This window comes from Roseibium polysiphoniae, from assembly GCF_014842925.1.
GTDB lineage: Bacteria > Pseudomonadota > Alphaproteobacteria > Rhizobiales > Stappiaceae > Roseibium > Roseibium polysiphoniae.
In genome coordinates this window covers 341,805-360,073 of record NZ_JACYXJ010000001.1, presented here as the reverse complement: position 1 = coordinate 360,073, position 18,269 = coordinate 341,805, and the positions used below count along the sequence as shown (strand labels likewise).

Here is an 18,269-nt window from a genome sequence, read left to right as displayed (position 1 = left end):
GGATCCCGGCGAAAACCTGAGCGAAAACCCGATCAGACTGACAGGCCCGGCCACTAGCCGGGCCTTTCCTTGCAAGCGGAGGGAGCCAGGGAACATGGCAAAAGTTGCATTCATTGGACTTGGAGTGATGGGTTATCCGATGGCAGGATACCTCAAGACCAAGGGCGGACACGATGTCACCGTCTACAATCGCACCACCGCCAAGGCGGAAAAATGGGCTGCGGAGTATGGCGGTTCTTTTGCCAAGACGCCGAAAGAAGCCGCAGAAGGCTGTGATTTTGTTTTTGCTTGCGTGGGCAACGACGCGGATCTCAGGTCCGTGACCACTGGCGAAAACGGCGCATTTCACGGCCTCAAGGACGGGGCCATCTTCATCGACAACACGACCGCTTCTGCCGAAGTTGCCCGCGAGCTTTATGCGGCGGCGAAAGCGCGCGGATGCGGCTTCATCGACGCACCTGTGTCAGGTGGCCAGGCTGGTGCTGAAAACGGCGCCCTGACCGTTATGTGCGGCGGCGATGCCGACGTCTTTGAAAAGGCCCAACCGGTCATCGAGTGCTTTGCGAAGTTCGTCGGTCTGATGGGCGAAAGCGGCGCAGGCCAACTGACCAAGATGTGCAATCAGATCTGTATCGCAGGCCTGGTGCAGGGCCTGTCGGAAGCTGTTCATTTCGCCAAGAAAGCCGGGCTTGATGTCCCAAGCGTCATTTCGGCGATCAAGGGCGGAGCCGCCCAGTCCTGGCAGATGGAAAATCGCTGGGAAACCATGAACGCTGGGCAGTTCGAATTCGGCTTTGCCGTCGACTGGATGCGCAAGGATCTGGAGATTTGCCTCAACACGGCCAATGACACCGGCGCACGTCTGCCAGTCACAGCACTGGTCGATCAGTTCTACGCTGAGGTTCAGGCCATGGGCGGCAATCGCTGGGACACGTCCAGCCTGATCGCTCGTCTGGAAAACGCCGACAAGAAGTAGTCCGACGTCATCCAGACACAGGACCTTGCAGCCGGCTACTCGCCGGCTGCCTCCTTCACGATGCCATCCAACAGCGCATTGACCTCTCCGATCGCCTTTTTCGAAGCCTCGGAACCGGTTTCAGCAAGATGGCGAAATCCGACCATCACCGTTCCCGGATCAGTGGCCGCCTCGTAAGCGAAGACCGCGTATGGGCAATAGGCAATGTTCGCGATGTCAGCTTCCATCACCTTGCGTGACAGGTTGGCGGAGCAGAAAAGCATGGCTTCGGCGTTGGCGTAGAGATCCTTCGCGCCACCGACATCATCCTTGGTGCGCGCCAGCATCTCGCCGATGTGTGACGTATAGTCGATCACAAGCCCACGATTGACGATCGCAGATTCCAGATCGAACCGCACATCCTCAAAGTCTCCGGTCACCTGGTAGACGGTGACGCCCTCCGGCCCGGACCCTTTCGCCATATCGGCCGACGACGCTCCGACCGGCATGGCAAGCGCCAAGCCGGATGCAACCAAGGCTGTCTTGAACAAACCAGTCATCACTGTTCCTCCCGTGTGAAATGACGGCTTCACAATAGTGGAAACATTGCCATTCGGCTTGAGACATCTCAAATCTCATATGTTTTTTAGCCGCAGCTGGATGCGCCTCACTCCCCCCTCGGCTTCTCCTTGGGCACATAGGCCAGCGGCAACTGCGTTGTGTATTTGATCTGCTCCATCGCAAAGGTCGTCGACACATCCGTGATATCGATCTTGGCGATCAGCTTCTTGTAGAAGGCATCATAGGCCTCGATGTCCGGCACGCAGACCCGGAGGAGATAATCCACCTGTCCGGCCATGCGGTAGAATTCGACCACCTCCGGAAACTCGCTGATCACATCTGCAAATTTCTTTAGCCAGTCCTCAGAGTGCTGGCTCGTGGTGATCGCGACAAAGGCGGTCACCTTCGCATTCACCTTGGCGGGATCGAGCAAGGCGACACGCGCCGTGATCACGCCCTCCTCCTCCATCTTCTGAATCCGCCGCCAGCAAGGCGTTGTCGACAGACCAACCCGGCGGCCGATCTCAGCGACGGGAACAGTGCAATCCTCCTGCAGGATGGAGAGGATACGGCGGTCGATACGGTCAATCATTGCTCTGACACTCCAGATCCGTCAGGCCGTTTGGACAAAACCAGGCCGGATTCAGTTTCCGAGGCGGCAGACCCTCCTTGGAATGAATTTCCAATTCGAGTCCCCCAAGGAGAATTTGAGATTTTTCTTCTAACATCAGGCGCCTTTACGCTTGATGAACCCCATCTAGAGTGCCAATTCCATCATCACAAGAGAATTTTTTTCCAAACCCATCACACATTGGAGAGATCCGGATGCTTGGAAGCCTCAAATCCCTTTCCGGCCCGCTCGCCGGTTTCATCACAGCGATGACGGTTCTTGCAGCCCCCGTTACTGCGGCACCTGACGTGACCCCGCTTGTGTCGACCGAATGGCTTGCATCGAACCTGAACAATGACGAGATCGTCGTCATCGACACCCGCTCGAAGATCTCCAAGTCCGGCAAGGATGACTATCTCAAGGGCCATATCCCGGGAGCCGTCTGGTCGGAGTATCCGGGGTATTGGCGGACCGAACGGGATGGCGTCGTCGGTGTCCTGCCGTCCGTTGAGAAGCTGGAAGCTGCTCTTTCCGAGTTGGGCGTGTCCGAAGACAAGGCTCTCGTCATCATCCCCGCCGGTTCCTCAAGCCTCGAATTCGGCTCAGCGGCACGTATCTTCTGGACCATGAAGTACCTCGGCCATGACGCAGTCGCGATCCTCGACGGCGGACATGCAGCTTGGGTTGCAGAAGGCCGCGAGCTTGAAACAGGCGACGTCACGCCCGAAGGCGATCTGTTCGTCGCTGAAGTCCGCGATGAGCTTCTGGTCTCCACGAACGAAGTCGCTGAAGCGATGGGCACGGAAACAGTTCTTCTGGACGGCCGTCCTGAGGCACAGTTCTCCGGCAAGCAGAAACACGGCAAGGCGACCCGCTTCGGGCACATTCCCGGTGCGGTCAACTTCGATCAGGACAAGTTCTACAACAAAGGCTCGAACCGCTTGAAGGACAAGGCCGAGATCGCTTCGCTCTTGCCGGCAAGCCTCAAGGACAACTCAGCCAAAGTGGTGTCCTACTGCAACACCGGGCACTGGGCCGCGACCAACTGGTTTGTGCTGACGCAGGTGCTCGGACAGGAAAATGTCACACTCTATGACGACAGCATGGTCGGCTGGAGCCGTGACGAAAGCCTGCCGATCAAGGCGACGGCAAAACCGGAACAGCCTACCAAACAAGTCAAAACCAACTGATCACTGGGTCTTTACAAAAGACCTTTGACTCAGCCTGACTGATCGCCCGGCTCATAAGAGCCGGGCGATTTTTTGTTGTAGTACCGGAAGAAGCTCGCTCTCGAACCACGCATTCTTCTTCAGCCAGCTGTTGTTTCGCCAGGACGGATGGGGCATTGGCACCACCGCCGGACAACGTTCAGCCTCCAGGTATTCCCTCCAGTTCCCCACTGTCTCGGTCAGGCTTTTCTTCTTGTCTCGTCCCAGATGGTAGGCCTGCGCGTATTGGCCGATAACAAGGATCAGCTCAATTTGCGGCATGGCGGCAAAGATCCGGTCGTGCCAGTGCGCGCGGCATTCACGGCGCGGCGGCAGGTCGCCGCCCTTGCTGTCCAGTCCGGGAAAGCACAGGCCCATGGGGACGATCGCAACTTTCGTGGCATCATAAAACGTATCAGCGTCGACCCCCATCCACTGTCGGAGGCGATCTCCCGAGGGGTCGGTGAAAGGCCGCCCGCTTTTGTGGACCCTTGTTCCAGGCGCCTGACCGCAGATGCAAATCCGAGCCTGGTCCGAGAGCTGAATGACCGGCCGGGGCTCGTGGGGAAGCGGCGCGGCCAGTGGCTCCTCAACACAAATGCGGCAAGCAGAAATCTCCTTTGCCAGATCTCTCAGCTCATCCTTTGCCCTTGCTGCGCCAGGCACCCGTTTCTCCCAACCCTCGGTCTTTGCTTACGTTTCGTTTACCACATACCTGAGGGCGATCTTAAGAAATCGTGAGTCAGATAGGTCAAACGACAACCTACCGATCAAGCTTTTGAAAAGAGTGTTCCGACGGACATGGGATACGAGGCCCGCACCATCCGCGACGAGAAGACCGCCATCAACCGGAAACGGGCGATGCGTCGGCGCGAGGTTGCGCGGACGGTCCGCGATGTGCGCACGCGCATCGGATCCAGCGACAGCCTGCCCAATGACTTCGAGCTCGAGCGACAGCACCTTTTTGCGGACACGCGCCTGAACTCGGCCTTTGCCGTCCCGATGCTTGCCCTGATCGTTGCGGCCATTTCGTCGCTCTGGATCCATCCGGCGCTCGTCGGCTTCTGGTTCATCCTGAATTTCTGCATGCATCTTCTGGCGATCGGAACCTGCCGGGCCTATGAAAAGGCGCCTTCCGCCAGCCGGCAGGAGAAACCATGGCTGCGGCGCTTCACGCTGAGCGACCTGCTTTACGGCAGCAGCTGGGCCCTGTTCTTTCTCTTGCCGAAGCAGAACCAGACGGGCGACGGATTTCTGGTCTTCCAGTTCGCCACAATGCTGATCGTGGTCGCGATCACGACCATGCAATCGGCCACCCTGCCCCGCGCCTTGCTGGCGGGCACACTACCGGTCTCGCTGACGGTCACGGCGACTTTTTTGAAGCAGCCAGAACCGATCCACTACACGCTCGCGGCGATGGCGGTCGGCGCTCAGGGCTTCTTCTTCATTCTGGGCAATCAGCTACTTAAGAACGCAAATACGATGCTCGAGTACCGAGCAGAGAAAGATCACCTGATCGCGGAGCTGGAAACAGCCAACGCGTTGTCAGACGAATCCAGACGCCGGGCGGAAGAGGCAAACCTTGCCAAGTCGCGCTTTCTGGCCACCATGAGCCATGAACTGCGGACACCGCTGAACGCCATTCTCGGTTTTTCCGAGGTGATGAAGGACGAAGTCCTCGGCCCGATGCAAAACGCCAACTACAAGAGCTACGCTGCTGATATCCATCATTCAGGCGCACATCTTCTGAACCTGATCAACGAGATCCTCGACCTGTCGCGGATTGAGGCCGGGCGTCATGAATTGCAGGAAGAAGCGATCTACATCGACGCCCTCGTGGAAGAGTGCTGCAAGATGATGCAGATCCGAGCCAAGGCCAAGGACATCAGCATCCAGGAAAGCCACACCGGCGACCTTCCGCGGATCTGGGGCGATGAACGCGCCCTGCGCCAGGTTATCTTGAACCTCTTGTCAAACGCGGTGAAATTCACCCCCGTCAATGGCACGGTCCAGATCACGCTGGGACGCACGGAAGATGGCGGCCAGTTCGTGTCCATCAAGGACAACGGCCCAGGCATTCCTGAAGCCGAAATCCCCGTTGTGCTGCAAGCCTTCGGACAGGGCGCTGTTGCGATCCAAAGCGCAGAACCAGGAACCGGTCTCGGTCTCTCGATCGTTCAGGCGCTTGTCGCCATGCATGGCGGCCACTTCGATCTGCGGTCCAAGTTGCGCGAAGGCACCGAAGTGATCTTCACCCTGCCCAAGTCACGGGTGATGGAAAGCATGCCGGCCTATGAAACCCCGGCCGATCGGAACGCCCAGTACCGCCATCGCGCATGACGCGCAGACCCGCGGCTTAGCCGTCTTTAGAGGCCACACCTGCATCAGCGAACGTCGCCATACCGGAGTGCATTTCGGCCGCGGCCTTGACGATGCCGGCAGCAACGGCCGCGCCTGATCCTTCGCCGAGACGCATCCCGAAATCGAGAAGAGCCGACTTTTCCATCAGATCCAGTGTGCGACGGTGAGCGGCTTCCGCAGACACATGTGCAAACAGACAATGATCCAGACCGCTCGGATCCATCGCATAGACCACCGCAGCCGCCGCGGTGGTGACGAAGCCATCGATGATCAAAGGCACGCGCTGAAGGCGTGCGGCAATGATGAGGCCGACCATGGCTGCGATTTCACGCCCACCGACACGCCGCAGGACTTCCAGAGGGTCTTTCTCGCCGTTCAACCGTGCGACGGCTGCCTCAACGGCCACGCGCTTACGTGCAAGGCCTTCATCGTCAACCCCGGTGCCACGACCGATCCAGTCTTCCGCCGAGCCACCGAACAGCCCGTTGAGGACCGCTGCAGCGACCGTCGTATTGCCAATTCCCATCTCGCCCAGGCAGATCAGATCGATACCACCAGCCAAAGCCTCCATACCGTAGGCCATGGTCGCGGCACAATGAGCCTCGTCCATCGCGTCTTCTTCGGTGATCGATGGGGTCGGCATTTCAACGGCAAGATCAAACACCTTCAGACCGACGTCATTTGACCGGCAGATCTGATTGATCGCGGCGCCGCCAGCCGCGAAGTTCTCAACCATCTGACGGTTGACTGAACTTGGAAAGGCGGAGACGCCCTGGTCGGCAACACCGTGGGCTGTTGCGAAGATCGCAACAAGCGGACGTGTCACCTTTGGTTTTTCATTGCCGGACCAGGCTGCCAGCCACTCGGCAATTTCCTCGAGCTGCCCCAGTGAGCCAGCCGGCTTCGTCAGCTGTGCGTCGCGCGCCCGGACCGCCGCCAGTGCACCTTCGTCCGGACCCGGCATGGATTGCACCAGATTACGGATATCGTCGAACGGCAGGGCGGATTCAGAAATGGACATGGGGGCGTTGCTCCGGAGGTAGCCTGTTGGGGCCTGTTATGAGCCTATTGTCATCGGTCTCAGGTCTTGGTTCCACAGTTGCGCCGATCTATAACGGCCACCGGACAAAAAACAAGGTTGGGATACGTCATGGACAGGCAAGAGGACCGGCACAGGCTTGATCTGCGCCTCGCCCTGGCGGACCTTGTCGCCGACACAGCCGCCTGCGTCCGGTTCTTTTCCCGTTTGCCGGTGCCCAAACTCTGCAGCGCAGACGATCCGGCCCGCCTGCCGGACTTTTCCCAAATTTCCAGAGCGATTCCACTCGCCGGCATCGTGGTCGCCATGCCGGCGGGCCTTCTCGTTCTGCTACTCGGGCTGAGCCAGCTGCCCACGCTCGCCTCCGGCTTTCTCGTTGTTGGCATGCTCGCCATGGTCACCGGAGCCCTTCATGAGGATGGGTTGGCGGATGTCGCCGACGGTTTCTTCGGTGGACATACGCCGGAAAGACGCCTCGAGATCATGAAGGACAGCAGGATCGGCGCCTTTGGCTCAATCGCGCTCATCGTGTCCCTAGGCCTGAAAGCGGTACTGATCGCGGCCCTGCTTGACCGCTACACGCCGCTGGAAGCCATGGTGATCCTTCTCGGCGCCGAAAGCCTCGGCCGGACGCTGATTGTCTGGCAGTGGTCTACCTTGCCAGCGGCACGGCCGGACGGACTTGCGCACCGCTTTGGCGTTCCGATATCAAAAACATTCAAGCAGGCATGTATCTTTGGAGCAGCGTGTCTGTTGCCGACCCTGCCGGTGCTTCCGCTGCCCTCTCTTGCCCTCGGGTTGATCCTAGCCCCCCTCGCCGCCCATGGTGTCGGCATGCTTGCGAAAGCCAGGATCGGCGGCTTCAGCGGCGATGTACTTGGCGCAGTTCAACAGGTCGGCACTTTGGTTTTTCTCGCTGGCTGCCTCGCGGTCGCTTAGGCTCCATGAGGAAACCGTTGCGAGCATTCGGAAAGACTGGCATTGATGCGTGAGTGGATCGCGCAGGACAAGGCCGCGCATCGGGAGATCATGTTGAGCGCGTACCCTGACCAGACAATCGCCGGAACCATGGCCGGGGCTCAGTCATCGACCAGCGGCAGGTTGCTGGCGTGGCTCTTCGTTTTCATCGCCAGTATTTTTCTCGTTTCCTGCGGCTCCCGGCCTGAAAGTGGCGCGCTCGCGATCAGCACGGCGAACGCCCCGGGGGCGGTTGAGCATGAAATTCTGATCTATACCACGCGCGAGAAAGACGACCGTCCCGACACCTATTTCAACGGCGAACGCGGCGAAGGTGTCAGTTATGCCAAGGCGACGGTTTCAGTCCCGCCCGAGCCGGCCCACAAGCCCGGACAGATCGAATGGCCATCTAGACTGCCCGGCGATCCGGAAAAAGAGTTCACTGCCCGCTCTGCGTCCTACATCGCCGACAAGGCCGCCATGCGCCAGGAGCTGAACGCGAAGCTGATGCAGCTCCCCAAGGGAAAGCGCGACGTTTTCCTCTTCATCCATGGCTACAACACCATGTTTGCCGAGGGGCTCTACCGGTTCACCCAATTCGTCCATGATGCGGACTATCCGGGCGTACCAGTGCTGTTCACCTGGGCCTCACGCGGTCAGCTAACCGATTATGTCTACGACCTGAACAGCGCGCTTGTCGCCCGCACCGCGCTCGAGGAAACGATCCGCGACCTTTCCAACAGCAAGGCCGAGCGGATTGTCATTTTGGCCCATTCCATGGGCAACTGGCTTCTGATGGAAACGGCCAGGCAGGCCCCTGCAGCTGACCTGAAACGTCTGAGCTCCAAGATCGAGCAAGTGGTCTTGGCTGCCCCAGACATTGATATCGACGTTTTCAAGGATCAGCTGCGCGCGCTCAGCAAAAAGGCCAAGCCCAAAAAACCCTTCATCATTCTCGTCTCAGAGGACGACCGCGCCCTGGGCATCTCCCGGAGGATCGCCGGTGGTAAGGCGCGCGTCGGAGCCTATGACAATGAGGCAGAACTGGCGGAGCTTGGTGCAATCGTTGTCGACCTGACCAAGGTCGAGAGTGGGGATTCCGCGAACCATTCCAAGTTCGCTCAAATAGCGGCGCTCAGCCCGGAACTCCGTGCGGTGCTCCAGCAACGGGACCTCAACACTTACAACCCACGCGAGCCAAACCAGATTGGTCAAGCAAGTCAGGACCTTGGCACCTTTGTCGCGAGCACTGCGCAGATCGCGATCACACTGCCGGTGGCTGTGCTGACCGCTCCGATCACGCTTGCGACCGGTGGCCGTTAGGCGCTTTTGCAGGCTAACTGCTCTGGCAGATGACCACTTCAAAGCCTATATCCTCGAGCATGAAATCACCCTGCACCAAGATTTGCCAGATCGACAGAACCAACGGCCTTTGCCTGGGCTGTTATCGCACCCTCGATGAGATCGCGGGTTGGGGCCGAATGTCCGATGCGGAGCGCGAAGTCATTCTGCTCGGCCTGGAGGGACGGCGAGCAACTCGACCTGAATCGCTTGCCGAGATGACTGACTGATGCGCGGCATTCGAGGCATCGTCATAGGCGTTCTGATCACGGTCATGGCCGGTGCGGGGCTTTATGCGCTTGTCGACTTTTCCGGCGATCCCGACAATCTCGATTTTGATCAGACCGGCCCGCGGATCGTCGCTCTTTCGGTCCTTGCCTTTGTCTTTGTTGCAAGCCTTGTCTTCGGCCAGCCGCGGGTTCGCGACATTGTGCAAGGGGTGTTCTTCTGGGGTGGTCTGTTGGCGCTTCTCGTCGTTGGATACACGTTCCGGGCAGACCTGATCCAGGGTGGCTACCGGGTGCTCGGCGCGCTTGCACCGGGTCTTGCCGTACCTCAAGACGACGGCACCATCCTTATTGTCCGTGACGCCAGCGGGCATTTTTCCCTGGAAGCCAATACCAACGGCGCAAAGACCCGCTTTCTGCTCGACACAGGTGCAAGCGCCGTTGTGCTGACGCGCGAAGATGCGGCCCGTGCGGGCTTCAGTGATTCAGAGCTGACCTTTTCAGTCCCGGTTCAGACCGCCAACGGCGGCGCGCTGGTGGCTCCGGTCAGGGTCCGGACGCTCTCCGTGGGCGATCTCTCGCTCACAGACGTACGAGCCTTTGTCGCGCGCGAGGGGGCACTGGACACGAGCCTCTTCGGCATGACCGCGCTCAATCGCCTGTCCAGCTGGCGGATCGAAGGCGATCGGCTCGTCCTGACGCCCTAAGGCTCAATAGCCATTGAGGCTGAGCAGGAAGCGCAACGCGACCACCAGCAGGAAACAACCGAAGAAGATTTCCATTTTCCGCCTCGGCAGCGAATGGGCGACCTTCACGCCGAAGGGTGCCGCAAAGGTTGTCACCGGAATTATCAGGGCGACACCGAGCAAATTGACGTAGCCAGCCGAGAACGGAGGCAGGTTTTCAGCGCCCCACCCTGCCCAGATCAATCCGAGGGTCCCGGGTATTGAGATCATCAATCCGGTTCCCGATGAAGTCGCCACCGCTTGATGGATGGAGCGGCCATAAAGCGTCATGAAGGTGTTGTTCATCACGCCGCCGCCGATGCCCATCAGCGTCGAGAAAAAGCCGATGGCCGCCCCGCACAGTGGCCGGATCGGAAATCCGGGAATGTCGCTGCCAAGGCGCCAATGGGGTTTGTCGAGAAGCATACGCGCTCCAAGAACCAGCGCGATCACGGCAAAGATCGCCTTGAGGCCGTCGCCGGAGACATAGGCTGCAACAAGCGATGCGCCAACGACGCCAAGCGGCAGTGGAATGAGCCAGGACTTCAACAGCTCCAGATCCGCTGCACCACGTTTCTTGTGGGCCATGAACGACCGGATGGAGGTGGGCACAATGATCCCGAGCGACGTGGCCACCGAGATATGCATTCGAACGCCCTCATCCACGCCCAACACAGTCAGAAACTGATAGAGCACTGGCACGAGCACAGCGCCTCCACCGATGCCGAACAGTCCGGCGAGAAACCCTGCGATCAGGCCTGAGCCGACCAGAGCGAGTCCGAGGCCGACATACTCCATGATCTGGCTGTCACCAGAAATTGCGCTGAAATCCATGGGGGTTTGCCTTGAAGAGGGAAATTAGTTTCAAACGAGCATAAGGTACGCCGATTCCCGTGGGCAATCACTTGGACGAAACGAGAAAGCTGTTTCGCCGCCTTTAGGCTCGCGTTTAGGCAGCGGTATCAGCTCTCAAGTCACCGTCATCAGTGCTGTCGCATGGACGCACGGCCGAAAGCGCCTGTTCGACCACTTCCAGACCGGCGTCCGGCTTGATCGCCTCGACGGTCAGGATCCTGCGCCAGGACCTTGCGCCCGGTCGCCCGTGAAAAAGGCCGAGCATGTGACGCGTCATGCGCGCAAGCTTCACGCCTTGTTTCATCTGCGCTTCGAGGTAGGGCATATAGGCCTCGACCGCCTGCCATGGCGATACATCCTCGCAAGTCTCGCCATAAATCCGGCGATCGACCTCACCCATGAGCTGGGGCGTATAATAGGCAGCGCGACCGAGCATGACGCCGTCAAGATCGGGCAGGAAGCTTTCGGCCTCCTCCAGCGTTGCGATGCCGCCGTTGACACCGATGAAGCGATCTGGAAAGCGCTGCTTGAGACGGCGAACGCGATCGTAGTCGAGCGGCGGAATATCCCGGTTTTCCTTTGGGCTCAGGCCTTTCAGCCAGGCTTTGCGCGCGTGAACCCACAATGCATCTGCACTTTCGACAAATACGGCGTCCGCCATGGCATCCAGCGCGGGCTCCGGGTCCTGCTCATCGACACCAATGCGGCATTTGACGGTCACCGGAATCTCGACCGCTGCCTTCATGGCCGAAACGCACTCAGCCACCAGTTCAGGTTCCTGCATCAAGCAGGCGCCAAAACTGCCCGACTGAACGCGGTCAGACGGGCAGCCCACATTGATGTTGACCTCGTCATAGCCGTAATCCTCGACGATCTTCGCGGAGGTGGCCATGTCCTTGGGATCAGAACCGCCAAGCTGAAAAGCCACGGGATGCTCGATCTCCGAAAAGCCCAGCAAATGCTCGCGATCGCCATGAATGACCGCGCCGGTCGTCACCATCTCTGTATAGAGCAACGCATTGCGGCTCAGTTGCCGGTGCAGCGCCCGGCAATGGCGATCGGTCCAGTCCATCATCGGGGCGACGGCAAAGCGTGGCTGATGGCCGGAGTAAAGGCGGTTTTTGGTCGTCATGAGCGGGTGCATATCACTCCGTCGCCATTTTCGCAAAGGCAGGACCTGCATGGCACGTCTCCAGTTTAGCCGCTCATCGAACGTGTCCGAGCCTCACTCAGTCTCGGTCTCGAAGTAATTTGCATTGATGGTCGAAATTCTCTCGATCGTGGCATCAAGCCGGGAAAGATGGATCATGCCTGCCTCCACCGCCTTCTCTTCATCGCCGCCAGTCACCGCTGCGACGATGGCGCTGTGATCGTCAAGCAGCTGGGGCATCCTGTCCTCCTTGGCAAGACCCAGCATGCAGAGGCGGTCGACCTTGGCCTTCTCCGCTCTGATGACATCGAATGCGAAATCTACTTTTGCGATCTCGCAAAGAAGCTCGTGAAACGCGTAGTCGAGGGCGCCGAACGCCTCGTAGTCCTGCTCGGCGATCACCTTGCGCTGGTCGGCAAGGCATTTCTCCAGCAAGGCCGCCCCGCCGTCATCACAGAGCCTCGCTGCGCGCCGGAAGACTTCGGCTTCGACAGCGGCACGAACGAAGCGCGATTTTTCAATCTCCCGGGATGAAAATCGCTTCACCTCGGTCGCCCTTTGCGGCCTGATCAGCAGAAGGTTCAGGTTTTCCAGTCTGCTGAAGGCATCGCGCACCGGCTGCCGTGACACGCCGAACTTCGCAGCAATATCCGCTTCGGAAATCCTGTCGCCGGGCCTCAGACGCATGGACGTGATGTCATCGTAGAGATCATCGAAAATCTCATCGACGCTGGTTCGTCGCCCGCCAGCCTGATTTTCCTGCGTCATGAACACCTCTTTCGTGGACCCGCTTGATAGCCACGTCTCATCGAAAACACCACCACATCAAGCGAAACTGCCAAATGCTCAACAGCGGTTTCTCGTCCTGAATTTTGAACTAGTATTCCAGATTGACGACTAGTATACTAGTTTAAAATCAAGAACGTTCGTGCGTGGAGGAAAGCAGAAATCGGACGGCTTGATTGCGACGAGCCCTCTTGCAACGAGTTGCGTGTTTTCCAACACGCGCCGCCTTGCCGACAACCGTGACACCCTGACGACAGTTTCCAAAACAGATCGACGCCAGCGCCTGCTGGCCGATTGTCATTTCAAAGAAGGAAAACCCATGAAGCTCAAAGGTAAAACCGCAATCGTGACTGGTGCGGGCCGTGATATCGGACGCGCTTGCGCTCTGAAGCTGGCCGAAGAAGGCGCGAACATCGCGCTCAACTACTTCTCAAGCAGCAAGGGTGCCGATGCAGCCGTTGAAGAAATCAAGGCCAAGGGCGGCAATGCCTTTGCACTTCAGGGCGACTTGAACCAGCAGTCCGATGTCGACGCGCTGGTCGGCAAGACCGTTGAGGCCTTTGGCGCAGTGAACGTCCTGGTCAACAACACCGGCGGCCTGATCGAGCGCGTCAAGATCGCCGACATGTCCCTTGAGCACTGGCAGGCGGTCATGGACCTGAACCTGACAAGTACCTTCCGGATGATCAAGGCTTGCTTGCCGCACCTTACAGAGGGCGCCATCGTCAACCTTGCCAGCCAGGCTGGCCGCGACGGTGGCGGCGGCGGCGCTGTTGCCTATGCGACCTCCAAGGGCGCAATGATGACCCTGACCCGTGGCCTTGCGAAGGAACTGGGTCCGAACATTCGGGTCAACGCCCTTTGCCCTGGCATGATCGACACCGACTTCCACAACATCTTCACCAAGGATGAAGTGCGCCGGAATGTCGAAGCTGCCACCCCGGTGAAGCGCCAGGGCACGCCGGAAGACATCGCCAATCTTGTACTCTTCCTGGCCTGTGAAGACTCTGCCTTCATCACCGGCGCAAATGTCGACATCAACGGTGGAATGCTCTTCAGCTGATGTGATCGCTTAGCACTTGATGCCGAATTGCCCCGGAGCGCCCAAGCGCTTCGGGGTTTGTTGTTTTTAGATCCGCTTACGCATCTCATGATCTTCACGCGCACCCTGCAAGCTGCCCTCAACGAAAACGGCGGAGGCATCGGTAGGACTCAAGGGTTGGGAATAGAGGAAACCCTGCGCCAGATGCGCACCCTTTTCGACCACGAAACGGGCCTGATCCTCGGTCTCGACCCCTTCGACCACGATGGTTTTGCCGAGACCAACAGCCAGATCGATGACACCTGCAAAGAGACGCCTTGTCTGTTCGTCCAATCCAAGGTCGACAACGAACGACCTGTCGATCTTGATTTCCTCGAATTGCAACTGGCGGAGATAGGACAGCGAGGAATATCCGGTTCCGAAATCGTCGAGCGCCGCTCGAACGCCCTTCGCCCGGAGCACTTCCAGCACATCGTGAAAGTCTCCCCAATTCTCCATCAGGACCGTCTCGGTGACCTCCAGCGTGAGCTGTTCGCCGGGCAGACCTGTTTCAAACAGGATATCCAGAATATCTTCCGCGAGTCCCGCTCCCTTGAACGTAAGCGCGCTCATATTGGTGGAGATACGCACCGGCCGCGCGCTCCGTCTTCCCAGTTCAACGGCGAAGGAAGCGGCACCGCGCAAAATCTCGAGGTCGATTTGCCGGACAAGCCCATTTTCCTCAGCGACCGGGATGAACTGATCGGGGGAGATCACAAGATCATACCAGTTCCAGCGTGCAAGGGCCTCGAACCCGTGAATCTGGCCGTTGCCCAGATCGATCTGTGGCTGAAACACCGGATAGATTTCGCCGTTTTCAATCGCAATTGGGAGGGCAGACGAGAGCGCCGCCCGCTTCCACATGCTGTCCTTTAGCTCGCGATCAAAACTGCGGTAGCGCCCCTTGCCTGCCCGCTTTGCTGCATAGAGCGCTGTATCGGCGGCTTTCAAAAAGGCCGATGCATCGCCTCCGGTAATGTCGCCCAACGCCGCAACGCCGACAGAACAGCGGCTCTGGATCGACAACCCCTCATGGGAGAGTGGCGCCGCCATGCTTTGCACGATTTTCTTACCCAGCTGGTCTGGATGGGTGAGCTCTCCTCCCATGCGCAAAAGGACTGCGAATTCATCGCCACCGAATCGGGCAACCAGTCCGGTCTCTTCATGTACGAGAGATGACAGGCGCTGCCCAACCTCCGCCAACAGAGCATCACCGGCGTCATGTCCCATCGTGTCATTGACCGACTTGAAGTTATCAAGATCGATCAGAGCGACAAAAACATCCTCACTTTGACCGCTGGAGCAAGCCTCCACCTCGACGTCGAGGCGGTCACGAAACATCGTTCGATTGGAAAGCCCGGTCAGGGCATCGTGGGAACTGAGGAAATTGGCAAATGCCTCAGCTTCTCGTTTGTCCCTCTCCGCCCTGACCTGCCCCTCAAGACTTGTGACGACACGATTCATGCGGCGCCGTTCGCGGCGCGCGACGAGACCGCCACCCAAAAACGCCAGAACGCCGGCGCTCACTGCATAGGCCAGGTTGTTGTAGGTCACCGACGTGAGATCGCTCTCGACAACATAGGCGCCCATGACGTCGCCAAGTTCGTATTTGGGGCCGCCGAGCTCCACGTTGTGGCAACTGACGCAGTCTGGATTGGAGGCGACAGACGGAAAAATCGTGCGCCCGACAAAACGGCCCTTCTCAAAGAGATTCTCTTCAATGACGGAATGATCGCCGTCGTCAGCAATTTGCTTGATCGCCGCTCGGACGCGGGGATCGTTTTCGACCGTGCGCAGCTCCAGTCCCGGCGTACCAGGCATGCGCATTGTCACGCTTATCTCCTGGCTCTCCTGCCTGCTTTCGACAAACTCTGCAAGGTTCTCGATGCCAAGACGACGAAAGGAGGCGGGAACAACGTTGTGGTCGTTGCGTTCAGCCGCAAAGGTGCTTGTGAACGCATCGGTGGCCTCCACAAGACGCGTGCGATCATTCGCCTGGGAACGAATGAGTTCAGCTGTCAGAATAAAAAAGAAGCCGCCGGCCACGACCAATGCGCCGAGAAGGACGACGAAGGCTGGCCCAAAGGAAAAACCGGCTCTGGTCTCCTCAAATTCCCTCATAATTACCGTTTTCCGAACACTCTAAAATATGAATAAAACTAACAATAACACTCGAAAATTAACGCAAGGTATTTGTAAAAAATCACAATAATTAAATTTTAAATCAATTCTTACTCTAAGTAAAATTAGCCATATATTTCAAGAATTACCAACCCATTCAATTCCAGTGCTCCGCTCCTGGCCCAACAGAACAACCGCTCACCCGATCGGTGGCAAGCGTCTGGTGACCGGCTGAGCCTTGACAACGGCCGTGCTTGTTTCGGATTTCTCCGAGACCTTGTCGAGGATCTCATCCAGCTCTTCCATGGATCGAACATGCAGGCGTGCGATGAAGCAATCCTCTCCGGTGACCTTGTCACACTCGGTGATCTGCGGAATGTCCTGCAGCATCTTTTGCACGACATGCAGGGTGCCAGGCAGCGGACGGACACGCACCATGGTCTGAAACAGGTAGCCCACGGCCTTGGGGTCCACATCAATGGTAAAGCCGCGGATCACACCACCCTCTTCCAATCGACGCAAACGATCCGACACGCTTGGTGATGACAGGCCGACGCGGCTTGCCAGCTCCTTCAAGGGCAGCCTCGCATCCCCCAAGAGTTCTTCCAATAGCTGGCGATCAATGTCGTCAATCTTCATTTGTTAGGACCTCTTCTAATTTTACCTCACAATAACAGGTAAAATCAAAATACCACCTTCCGCGCCTCATGGAAAACGTCATAGCCATCCGTGATGCTTCCTGCAGTTGAAACAGGAGCGAATGACATGGAAACTCAAAACCTTCGCGGCGGCGCCGAAATGACCGCTGCCATGCTGATATCCGGCACCATCGGATGGTTCGTCCTTCAATCAGGCGAACCTGCGCTGCAGGTCGTGTTCTGGCGGTGCGGCTTTGGGGCGCTTGCCCTTCTCGTCGTGTGCTGGGCGCTAGGCCTTTTCCGCCGCAGCAAGCTGACACTGGGATTGTTCGCTTGGGCCGCTCTTGGCGGCGTTGCGATCGTCCTCAATTGGGCGCTGCTCTTTACTTCGTTCTCAAAGGCCAGCATTGCCGTATCAACGGTTGTCTACAACACGCAGCCCTTCATGTTGACAGCCATCGCCATGATCGCCTTTGGCGAGCGCCCCGGCCTTCGCAAACTGGGCTGGCTGGCAATCGCCTTCGCCGGTGTGGTGATGATCATCAGCACCAAACCCGGCAGCAGCTACATCGGTGCAGACTACGGTCTGGGCATCGCACTCGCCCTTGGCGCCGCGGCTCTCTATGCAGCCGCAGCGGCCATCACGAAAAAATTGAAAGGCGTACCGCCCCACTTGATCGCCCTTATACAGGTCAGCGTTGGCGTGCTTATGCTTGCACCCTTCATGTCATTTGCGGAGCTGCCGCAGACACCTGGCGCCTGGGCCAGCCTCGCCACGCTTGGAGTGGTGCATACGGGGGTGATGTATGTTCTGCTCTACGGCGCAATCCAGAAGCTGCCGACGACGATGGTGGCAGCCCTCTCCTATGTCTATCCGATTGCCGCGATTGTCGTTGACATGGTGGCCTTTGGTACTGCCCTGCAGCCCATCCAGATCCTTGGTTCGGCCGCAATCATTCTGGCTGCTGCGGGCGTATCCATGGGCTGGCCGTTGCTGCCCAGGTTCGCGGGGCGGCCGCTCCAGCCCGGCGAATAGGTCAGCTTCCTGTCGGTGAAGCTTGACCTACTTTACCGAAAGGCACGTGCAGGTCGCTTTGGCGAAAACAGTGTTGGAGACACTCCCGTGAGAGGATTGGGTGGCATCAGTGACACCCCGGCACCCCATAACGATCATGCTCGCGCTCAGCTTTTCCTGTGCGATCAGAATATTTTCCGCGGGAGAACCGACACTTATTGGCGCTACCTCGGCCTCGACTCCGCGCCTTGTGACCTTGGCCCTGGCCTGGTCCAGAATTTTCTCGCCGATCAGACGCAAGACAGCCTCGGGAGCGGGTTGGGTCGTCCGGCTCGCAGCCAGCTTCAGCTGCTCCTTCAATTTGGGCGGAAAGGTCTTAGCGACAGAAAGCCCGAGAAGATCGGCAGCCCCTTTGCCATCGGCCAGGATATGAAGAAGCACAATCCGTCCATCGTATTTTTCTGCCAGATCGCAAGCGATGCTGATGGCCTTGCTCGCATGATCCGAACCATCCACCGGCACCAATATCGTGTGCATGACTTAACCTCTTCTCAGATCGCCTGACCTGGGCACAAGCCTATCCCAGAAACGTCTGACAATTCCCATAACATTCGCAGCGTCAAACAAAATTGGCGCGGA

19 protein-coding genes are annotated in these 18,269 nt (G+C 58.4%); 9 read left to right on the top strand and 10 right to left on the bottom strand.

Going from position 1 to position 18,269, the window contains the following annotated elements; translation table 11 throughout:
• The first annotated feature begins 94 nt into the window (after nucleotides 1-94).
• Nucleotides 95-976, top strand: coding sequence for an NAD(P)-dependent oxidoreductase (locus tag IG617_RS01695; RefSeq protein WP_192106746.1), 882 nt, complete (start codon nucleotides 95-97; stop codon nucleotides 974-976).
• A gap of 35 nt (nucleotides 977-1,011) precedes the next feature.
• Here IG617_RS01695 and IG617_RS01690 read toward each other — a convergent pair whose 3' ends face one another.
• Both IG617_RS01690 and IG617_RS01685 read right to left on the bottom strand, forming a co-directional pair.
• On the bottom strand, nucleotides 1,012-1,515 hold the full coding sequence (locus tag IG617_RS01690; RefSeq protein WP_192106744.1) for a DUF302 domain-containing protein: 504 nt from the start codon (nucleotides 1,513-1,515) through the stop codon (nucleotides 1,012-1,014).
• A gap of 107 nt (nucleotides 1,516-1,622) precedes the next feature.
• A complete protein-coding gene (locus tag IG617_RS01685; protein ID WP_476705544.1) occupies nucleotides 1,623-2,105 on the bottom strand; it encodes an Lrp/AsnC family transcriptional regulator in 483 nt (160 codons plus the stop codon).
• Between the two features lie 236 nt (nucleotides 2,106-2,341).
• On the opposite strand from IG617_RS01685, the gene IG617_RS01680 reads away from it, so the two are divergent.
• Nucleotides 2,342-3,316, top strand: coding sequence for a sulfurtransferase (locus tag IG617_RS01680; protein WP_192106740.1), 975 nt, complete (start codon nucleotides 2,342-2,344; stop codon nucleotides 3,314-3,316).
• Between the two features lie 51 nt (nucleotides 3,317-3,367).
• Here IG617_RS01680 and IG617_RS01675 read toward each other — a convergent pair whose 3' ends face one another.
• Nucleotides 3,368-4,000, bottom strand: a complete 633-nt coding sequence (locus tag IG617_RS01675; RefSeq protein WP_192106738.1) for a uracil-DNA glycosylase family protein — start codon at nucleotides 3,998-4,000, stop codon at nucleotides 3,368-3,370.
• A 135-nt stretch (nucleotides 4,001-4,135) separates the two neighbouring features.
• On the opposite strand from IG617_RS01675, the gene IG617_RS01670 reads away from it, so the two are divergent.
• Nucleotides 4,136-5,674, top strand: a complete 1,539-nt coding sequence (locus IG617_RS01670) for a sensor histidine kinase (protein WP_192106736.1) — start codon at nucleotides 4,136-4,138, stop codon at nucleotides 5,672-5,674.
• 16 nt (nucleotides 5,675-5,690) lie between these two features.
• On the opposite strand, the gene cobT is transcribed toward IG617_RS01670, so the two are convergent.
• Entirely contained in the window at nucleotides 5,691-6,716 is a 1,026-nt protein-coding gene (gene cobT / locus IG617_RS01665) for a nicotinate-nucleotide--dimethylbenzimidazole phosphoribosyltransferase (RefSeq protein WP_192106734.1), read from the bottom strand.
• A gap of 129 nt (nucleotides 6,717-6,845) precedes the next feature.
• Between cobT and IG617_RS01660 the strand changes: the two genes are divergently transcribed.
• The 4 genes from IG617_RS01660 to IG617_RS01645 are packed head-to-tail and all read left to right on the top strand — an operon-like array spanning nucleotide 6,846 to nucleotide 9,966.
• Nucleotides 6,846-7,673: an adenosylcobinamide-GDP ribazoletransferase gene (locus tag IG617_RS01660; protein ID WP_192106731.1), complete on the top strand. Its 828-nt coding sequence runs from the start codon at nucleotides 6,846-6,848 to the stop codon at nucleotides 7,671-7,673.
• 45 nt (nucleotides 7,674-7,718) lie between these two features.
• On the top strand, nucleotides 7,719-9,014 hold the full coding sequence (locus tag IG617_RS01655; protein WP_209008202.1) for an alpha/beta hydrolase: 1,296 nt from the start codon (nucleotides 7,719-7,721) through the stop codon (nucleotides 9,012-9,014).
• A gap of 29 nt (nucleotides 9,015-9,043) precedes the next feature.
• Nucleotides 9,044-9,262, top strand: a complete 219-nt coding sequence (locus IG617_RS01650) for a DUF1289 domain-containing protein (RefSeq protein ID WP_192106729.1) — start codon at nucleotides 9,044-9,046, stop codon at nucleotides 9,260-9,262.
• On the top strand, nucleotides 9,262-9,966 hold the full coding sequence (locus IG617_RS01645; protein WP_192106727.1) for a retropepsin-like aspartic protease family protein: 705 nt from the start codon (nucleotides 9,262-9,264) through the stop codon (nucleotides 9,964-9,966). Before IG617_RS01650 ends, IG617_RS01645 begins: the two co-directional genes overlap by 1 nt.
• 3 nt (nucleotides 9,967-9,969) lie before the next feature.
• On the opposite strand, the gene IG617_RS01640 is transcribed toward IG617_RS01645, so the two are convergent.
• The 3 genes from IG617_RS01640 to IG617_RS01630 form a co-directional block, all read right to left on the bottom strand.
• Nucleotides 9,970-10,818, bottom strand: a complete 849-nt coding sequence (locus IG617_RS01640) for a sulfite exporter TauE/SafE family protein (RefSeq protein ID WP_192106725.1) — start codon at nucleotides 10,816-10,818, stop codon at nucleotides 9,970-9,972.
• 115 nt (nucleotides 10,819-10,933) lie between these two features.
• The gene (dusA, locus tag IG617_RS01635; RefSeq protein WP_192106723.1) at nucleotides 10,934-11,971 is read right to left on the bottom strand and encodes a tRNA dihydrouridine(20/20a) synthase DusA; all 1,038 of its coding nucleotides are present in this window, start codon (nucleotides 11,969-11,971) and stop codon (nucleotides 10,934-10,936) included.
• Between the two features lie 93 nt (nucleotides 11,972-12,064).
• On the bottom strand, nucleotides 12,065-12,757 hold the full coding sequence (locus IG617_RS01630; protein WP_192106721.1) for a GntR family transcriptional regulator: 693 nt from the start codon (nucleotides 12,755-12,757) through the stop codon (nucleotides 12,065-12,067).
• Between the two features lie 337 nt (nucleotides 12,758-13,094).
• On the opposite strand from IG617_RS01630, the gene IG617_RS01625 reads away from it, so the two are divergent.
• On the top strand, nucleotides 13,095-13,838 hold the full coding sequence (locus IG617_RS01625; protein ID WP_192106719.1) for an SDR family NAD(P)-dependent oxidoreductase: 744 nt from the start codon (nucleotides 13,095-13,097) through the stop codon (nucleotides 13,836-13,838).
• Between the two features lie 66 nt (nucleotides 13,839-13,904).
• Here IG617_RS01625 and IG617_RS01620 read toward each other — a convergent pair whose 3' ends face one another.
• Together IG617_RS01620 and IG617_RS01615 are read right to left on the bottom strand one after the other, a co-directional pair.
• Entirely contained in the window at nucleotides 13,905-15,977 is a 2,073-nt protein-coding gene (locus IG617_RS01620; protein ID WP_192106717.1) for a putative bifunctional diguanylate cyclase/phosphodiesterase, read from the bottom strand.
• Nucleotides 15,978-16,175: 198 nt separating this feature from the next.
• Entirely contained in the window at nucleotides 16,176-16,616 is a 441-nt protein-coding gene (locus IG617_RS01615) for an Lrp/AsnC family transcriptional regulator (RefSeq protein ID WP_192106715.1), read from the bottom strand.
• A 126-nt stretch (nucleotides 16,617-16,742) separates the two neighbouring features.
• On the opposite strand from IG617_RS01615, the gene IG617_RS01610 reads away from it, so the two are divergent.
• Nucleotides 16,743-17,651 (top strand): DMT family transporter, encoded by a 909-nt coding sequence (locus IG617_RS01610; RefSeq protein WP_192106712.1) that lies wholly within the window; start codon nucleotides 16,743-16,745, stop codon nucleotides 17,649-17,651.
• A gap of 27 nt (nucleotides 17,652-17,678) precedes the next feature.
• On the opposite strand, the gene IG617_RS01605 is transcribed toward IG617_RS01610, so the two are convergent.
• Nucleotides 17,679-18,167 (bottom strand): universal stress protein, encoded by a 489-nt coding sequence (locus tag IG617_RS01605; protein WP_192106710.1) that lies wholly within the window; start codon nucleotides 18,165-18,167, stop codon nucleotides 17,679-17,681.
• Nucleotides 18,168-18,269 lie beyond the last annotated feature (102 nt).

Bases quoted from the DNA above. Each gene is read 5' to 3' on its own strand.
- IG617_RS01695 (WP_192106746.1), top strand. From the start codon at position 95: ATGGCAAAAGTTGCATTCATTGGACTTGGAGTGATGGGTTATCCGATG.
- IG617_RS01690 (WP_192106744.1), bottom strand. From the start codon at position 1,515: ATGACTGGTTTGTTCAAGACAGCCTTGGTTGCATCCGGCTTGGCGCTT.
- IG617_RS01680 (WP_192106740.1), top strand. From the start codon at position 2,342: ATGCTTGGAAGCCTCAAATCCCTTTCCGGCCCGCTCGCCGGTTTCATC.
- IG617_RS01670 (WP_192106736.1), top strand. From the start codon at position 4,136: ATGGGATACGAGGCCCGCACCATCCGCGACGAGAAGACCGCCATCAAC.
- cobT (WP_192106734.1), bottom strand. From the start codon at position 6,716: ATGTCCATTTCTGAATCCGCCCTGCCGTTCGACGATATCCGTAATCTG.
- IG617_RS01660 (WP_192106731.1), top strand. From the start codon at position 6,846: ATGGACAGGCAAGAGGACCGGCACAGGCTTGATCTGCGCCTCGCCCTG.
- IG617_RS01655 (WP_209008202.1), top strand. From the start codon at position 7,719: ATGCGTGAGTGGATCGCGCAGGACAAGGCCGCGCATCGGGAGATCATG.
- IG617_RS01650 (WP_192106729.1), top strand. From the start codon at position 9,044: ATGACCACTTCAAAGCCTATATCCTCGAGCATGAAATCACCCTGCACC.
- IG617_RS01645 (WP_192106727.1), top strand. From the start codon at position 9,262: ATGCGCGGCATTCGAGGCATCGTCATAGGCGTTCTGATCACGGTCATG.
- IG617_RS01640 (WP_192106725.1), bottom strand. From the start codon at position 10,818: ATGGATTTCAGCGCAATTTCTGGTGACAGCCAGATCATGGAGTATGTC.
- dusA (WP_192106723.1), bottom strand. From the start codon at position 11,971: ATGACGACCAAAAACCGCCTTTACTCCGGCCATCAGCCACGCTTTGCC.
- IG617_RS01630 (WP_192106721.1), bottom strand. From the start codon at position 12,757: ATGACGCAGGAAAATCAGGCTGGCGGGCGACGAACCAGCGTCGATGAG.
- IG617_RS01625 (WP_192106719.1), top strand. From the start codon at position 13,095: ATGAAGCTCAAAGGTAAAACCGCAATCGTGACTGGTGCGGGCCGTGAT.
- IG617_RS01620 (WP_192106717.1), bottom strand. From the start codon at position 15,977: ATGAGGGAATTTGAGGAGACCAGAGCCGGTTTTTCCTTTGGGCCAGCC.
- IG617_RS01615 (WP_192106715.1), bottom strand. From the start codon at position 16,616: ATGAAGATTGACGACATTGATCGCCAGCTATTGGAAGAACTCTTGGGG.
- IG617_RS01610 (WP_192106712.1), top strand. From the start codon at position 16,743: ATGGAAACTCAAAACCTTCGCGGCGGCGCCGAAATGACCGCTGCCATG.
- IG617_RS01605 (WP_192106710.1), bottom strand. From the start codon at position 18,167: ATGCACACGATATTGGTGCCGGTGGATGGTTCGGATCATGCGAGCAAG.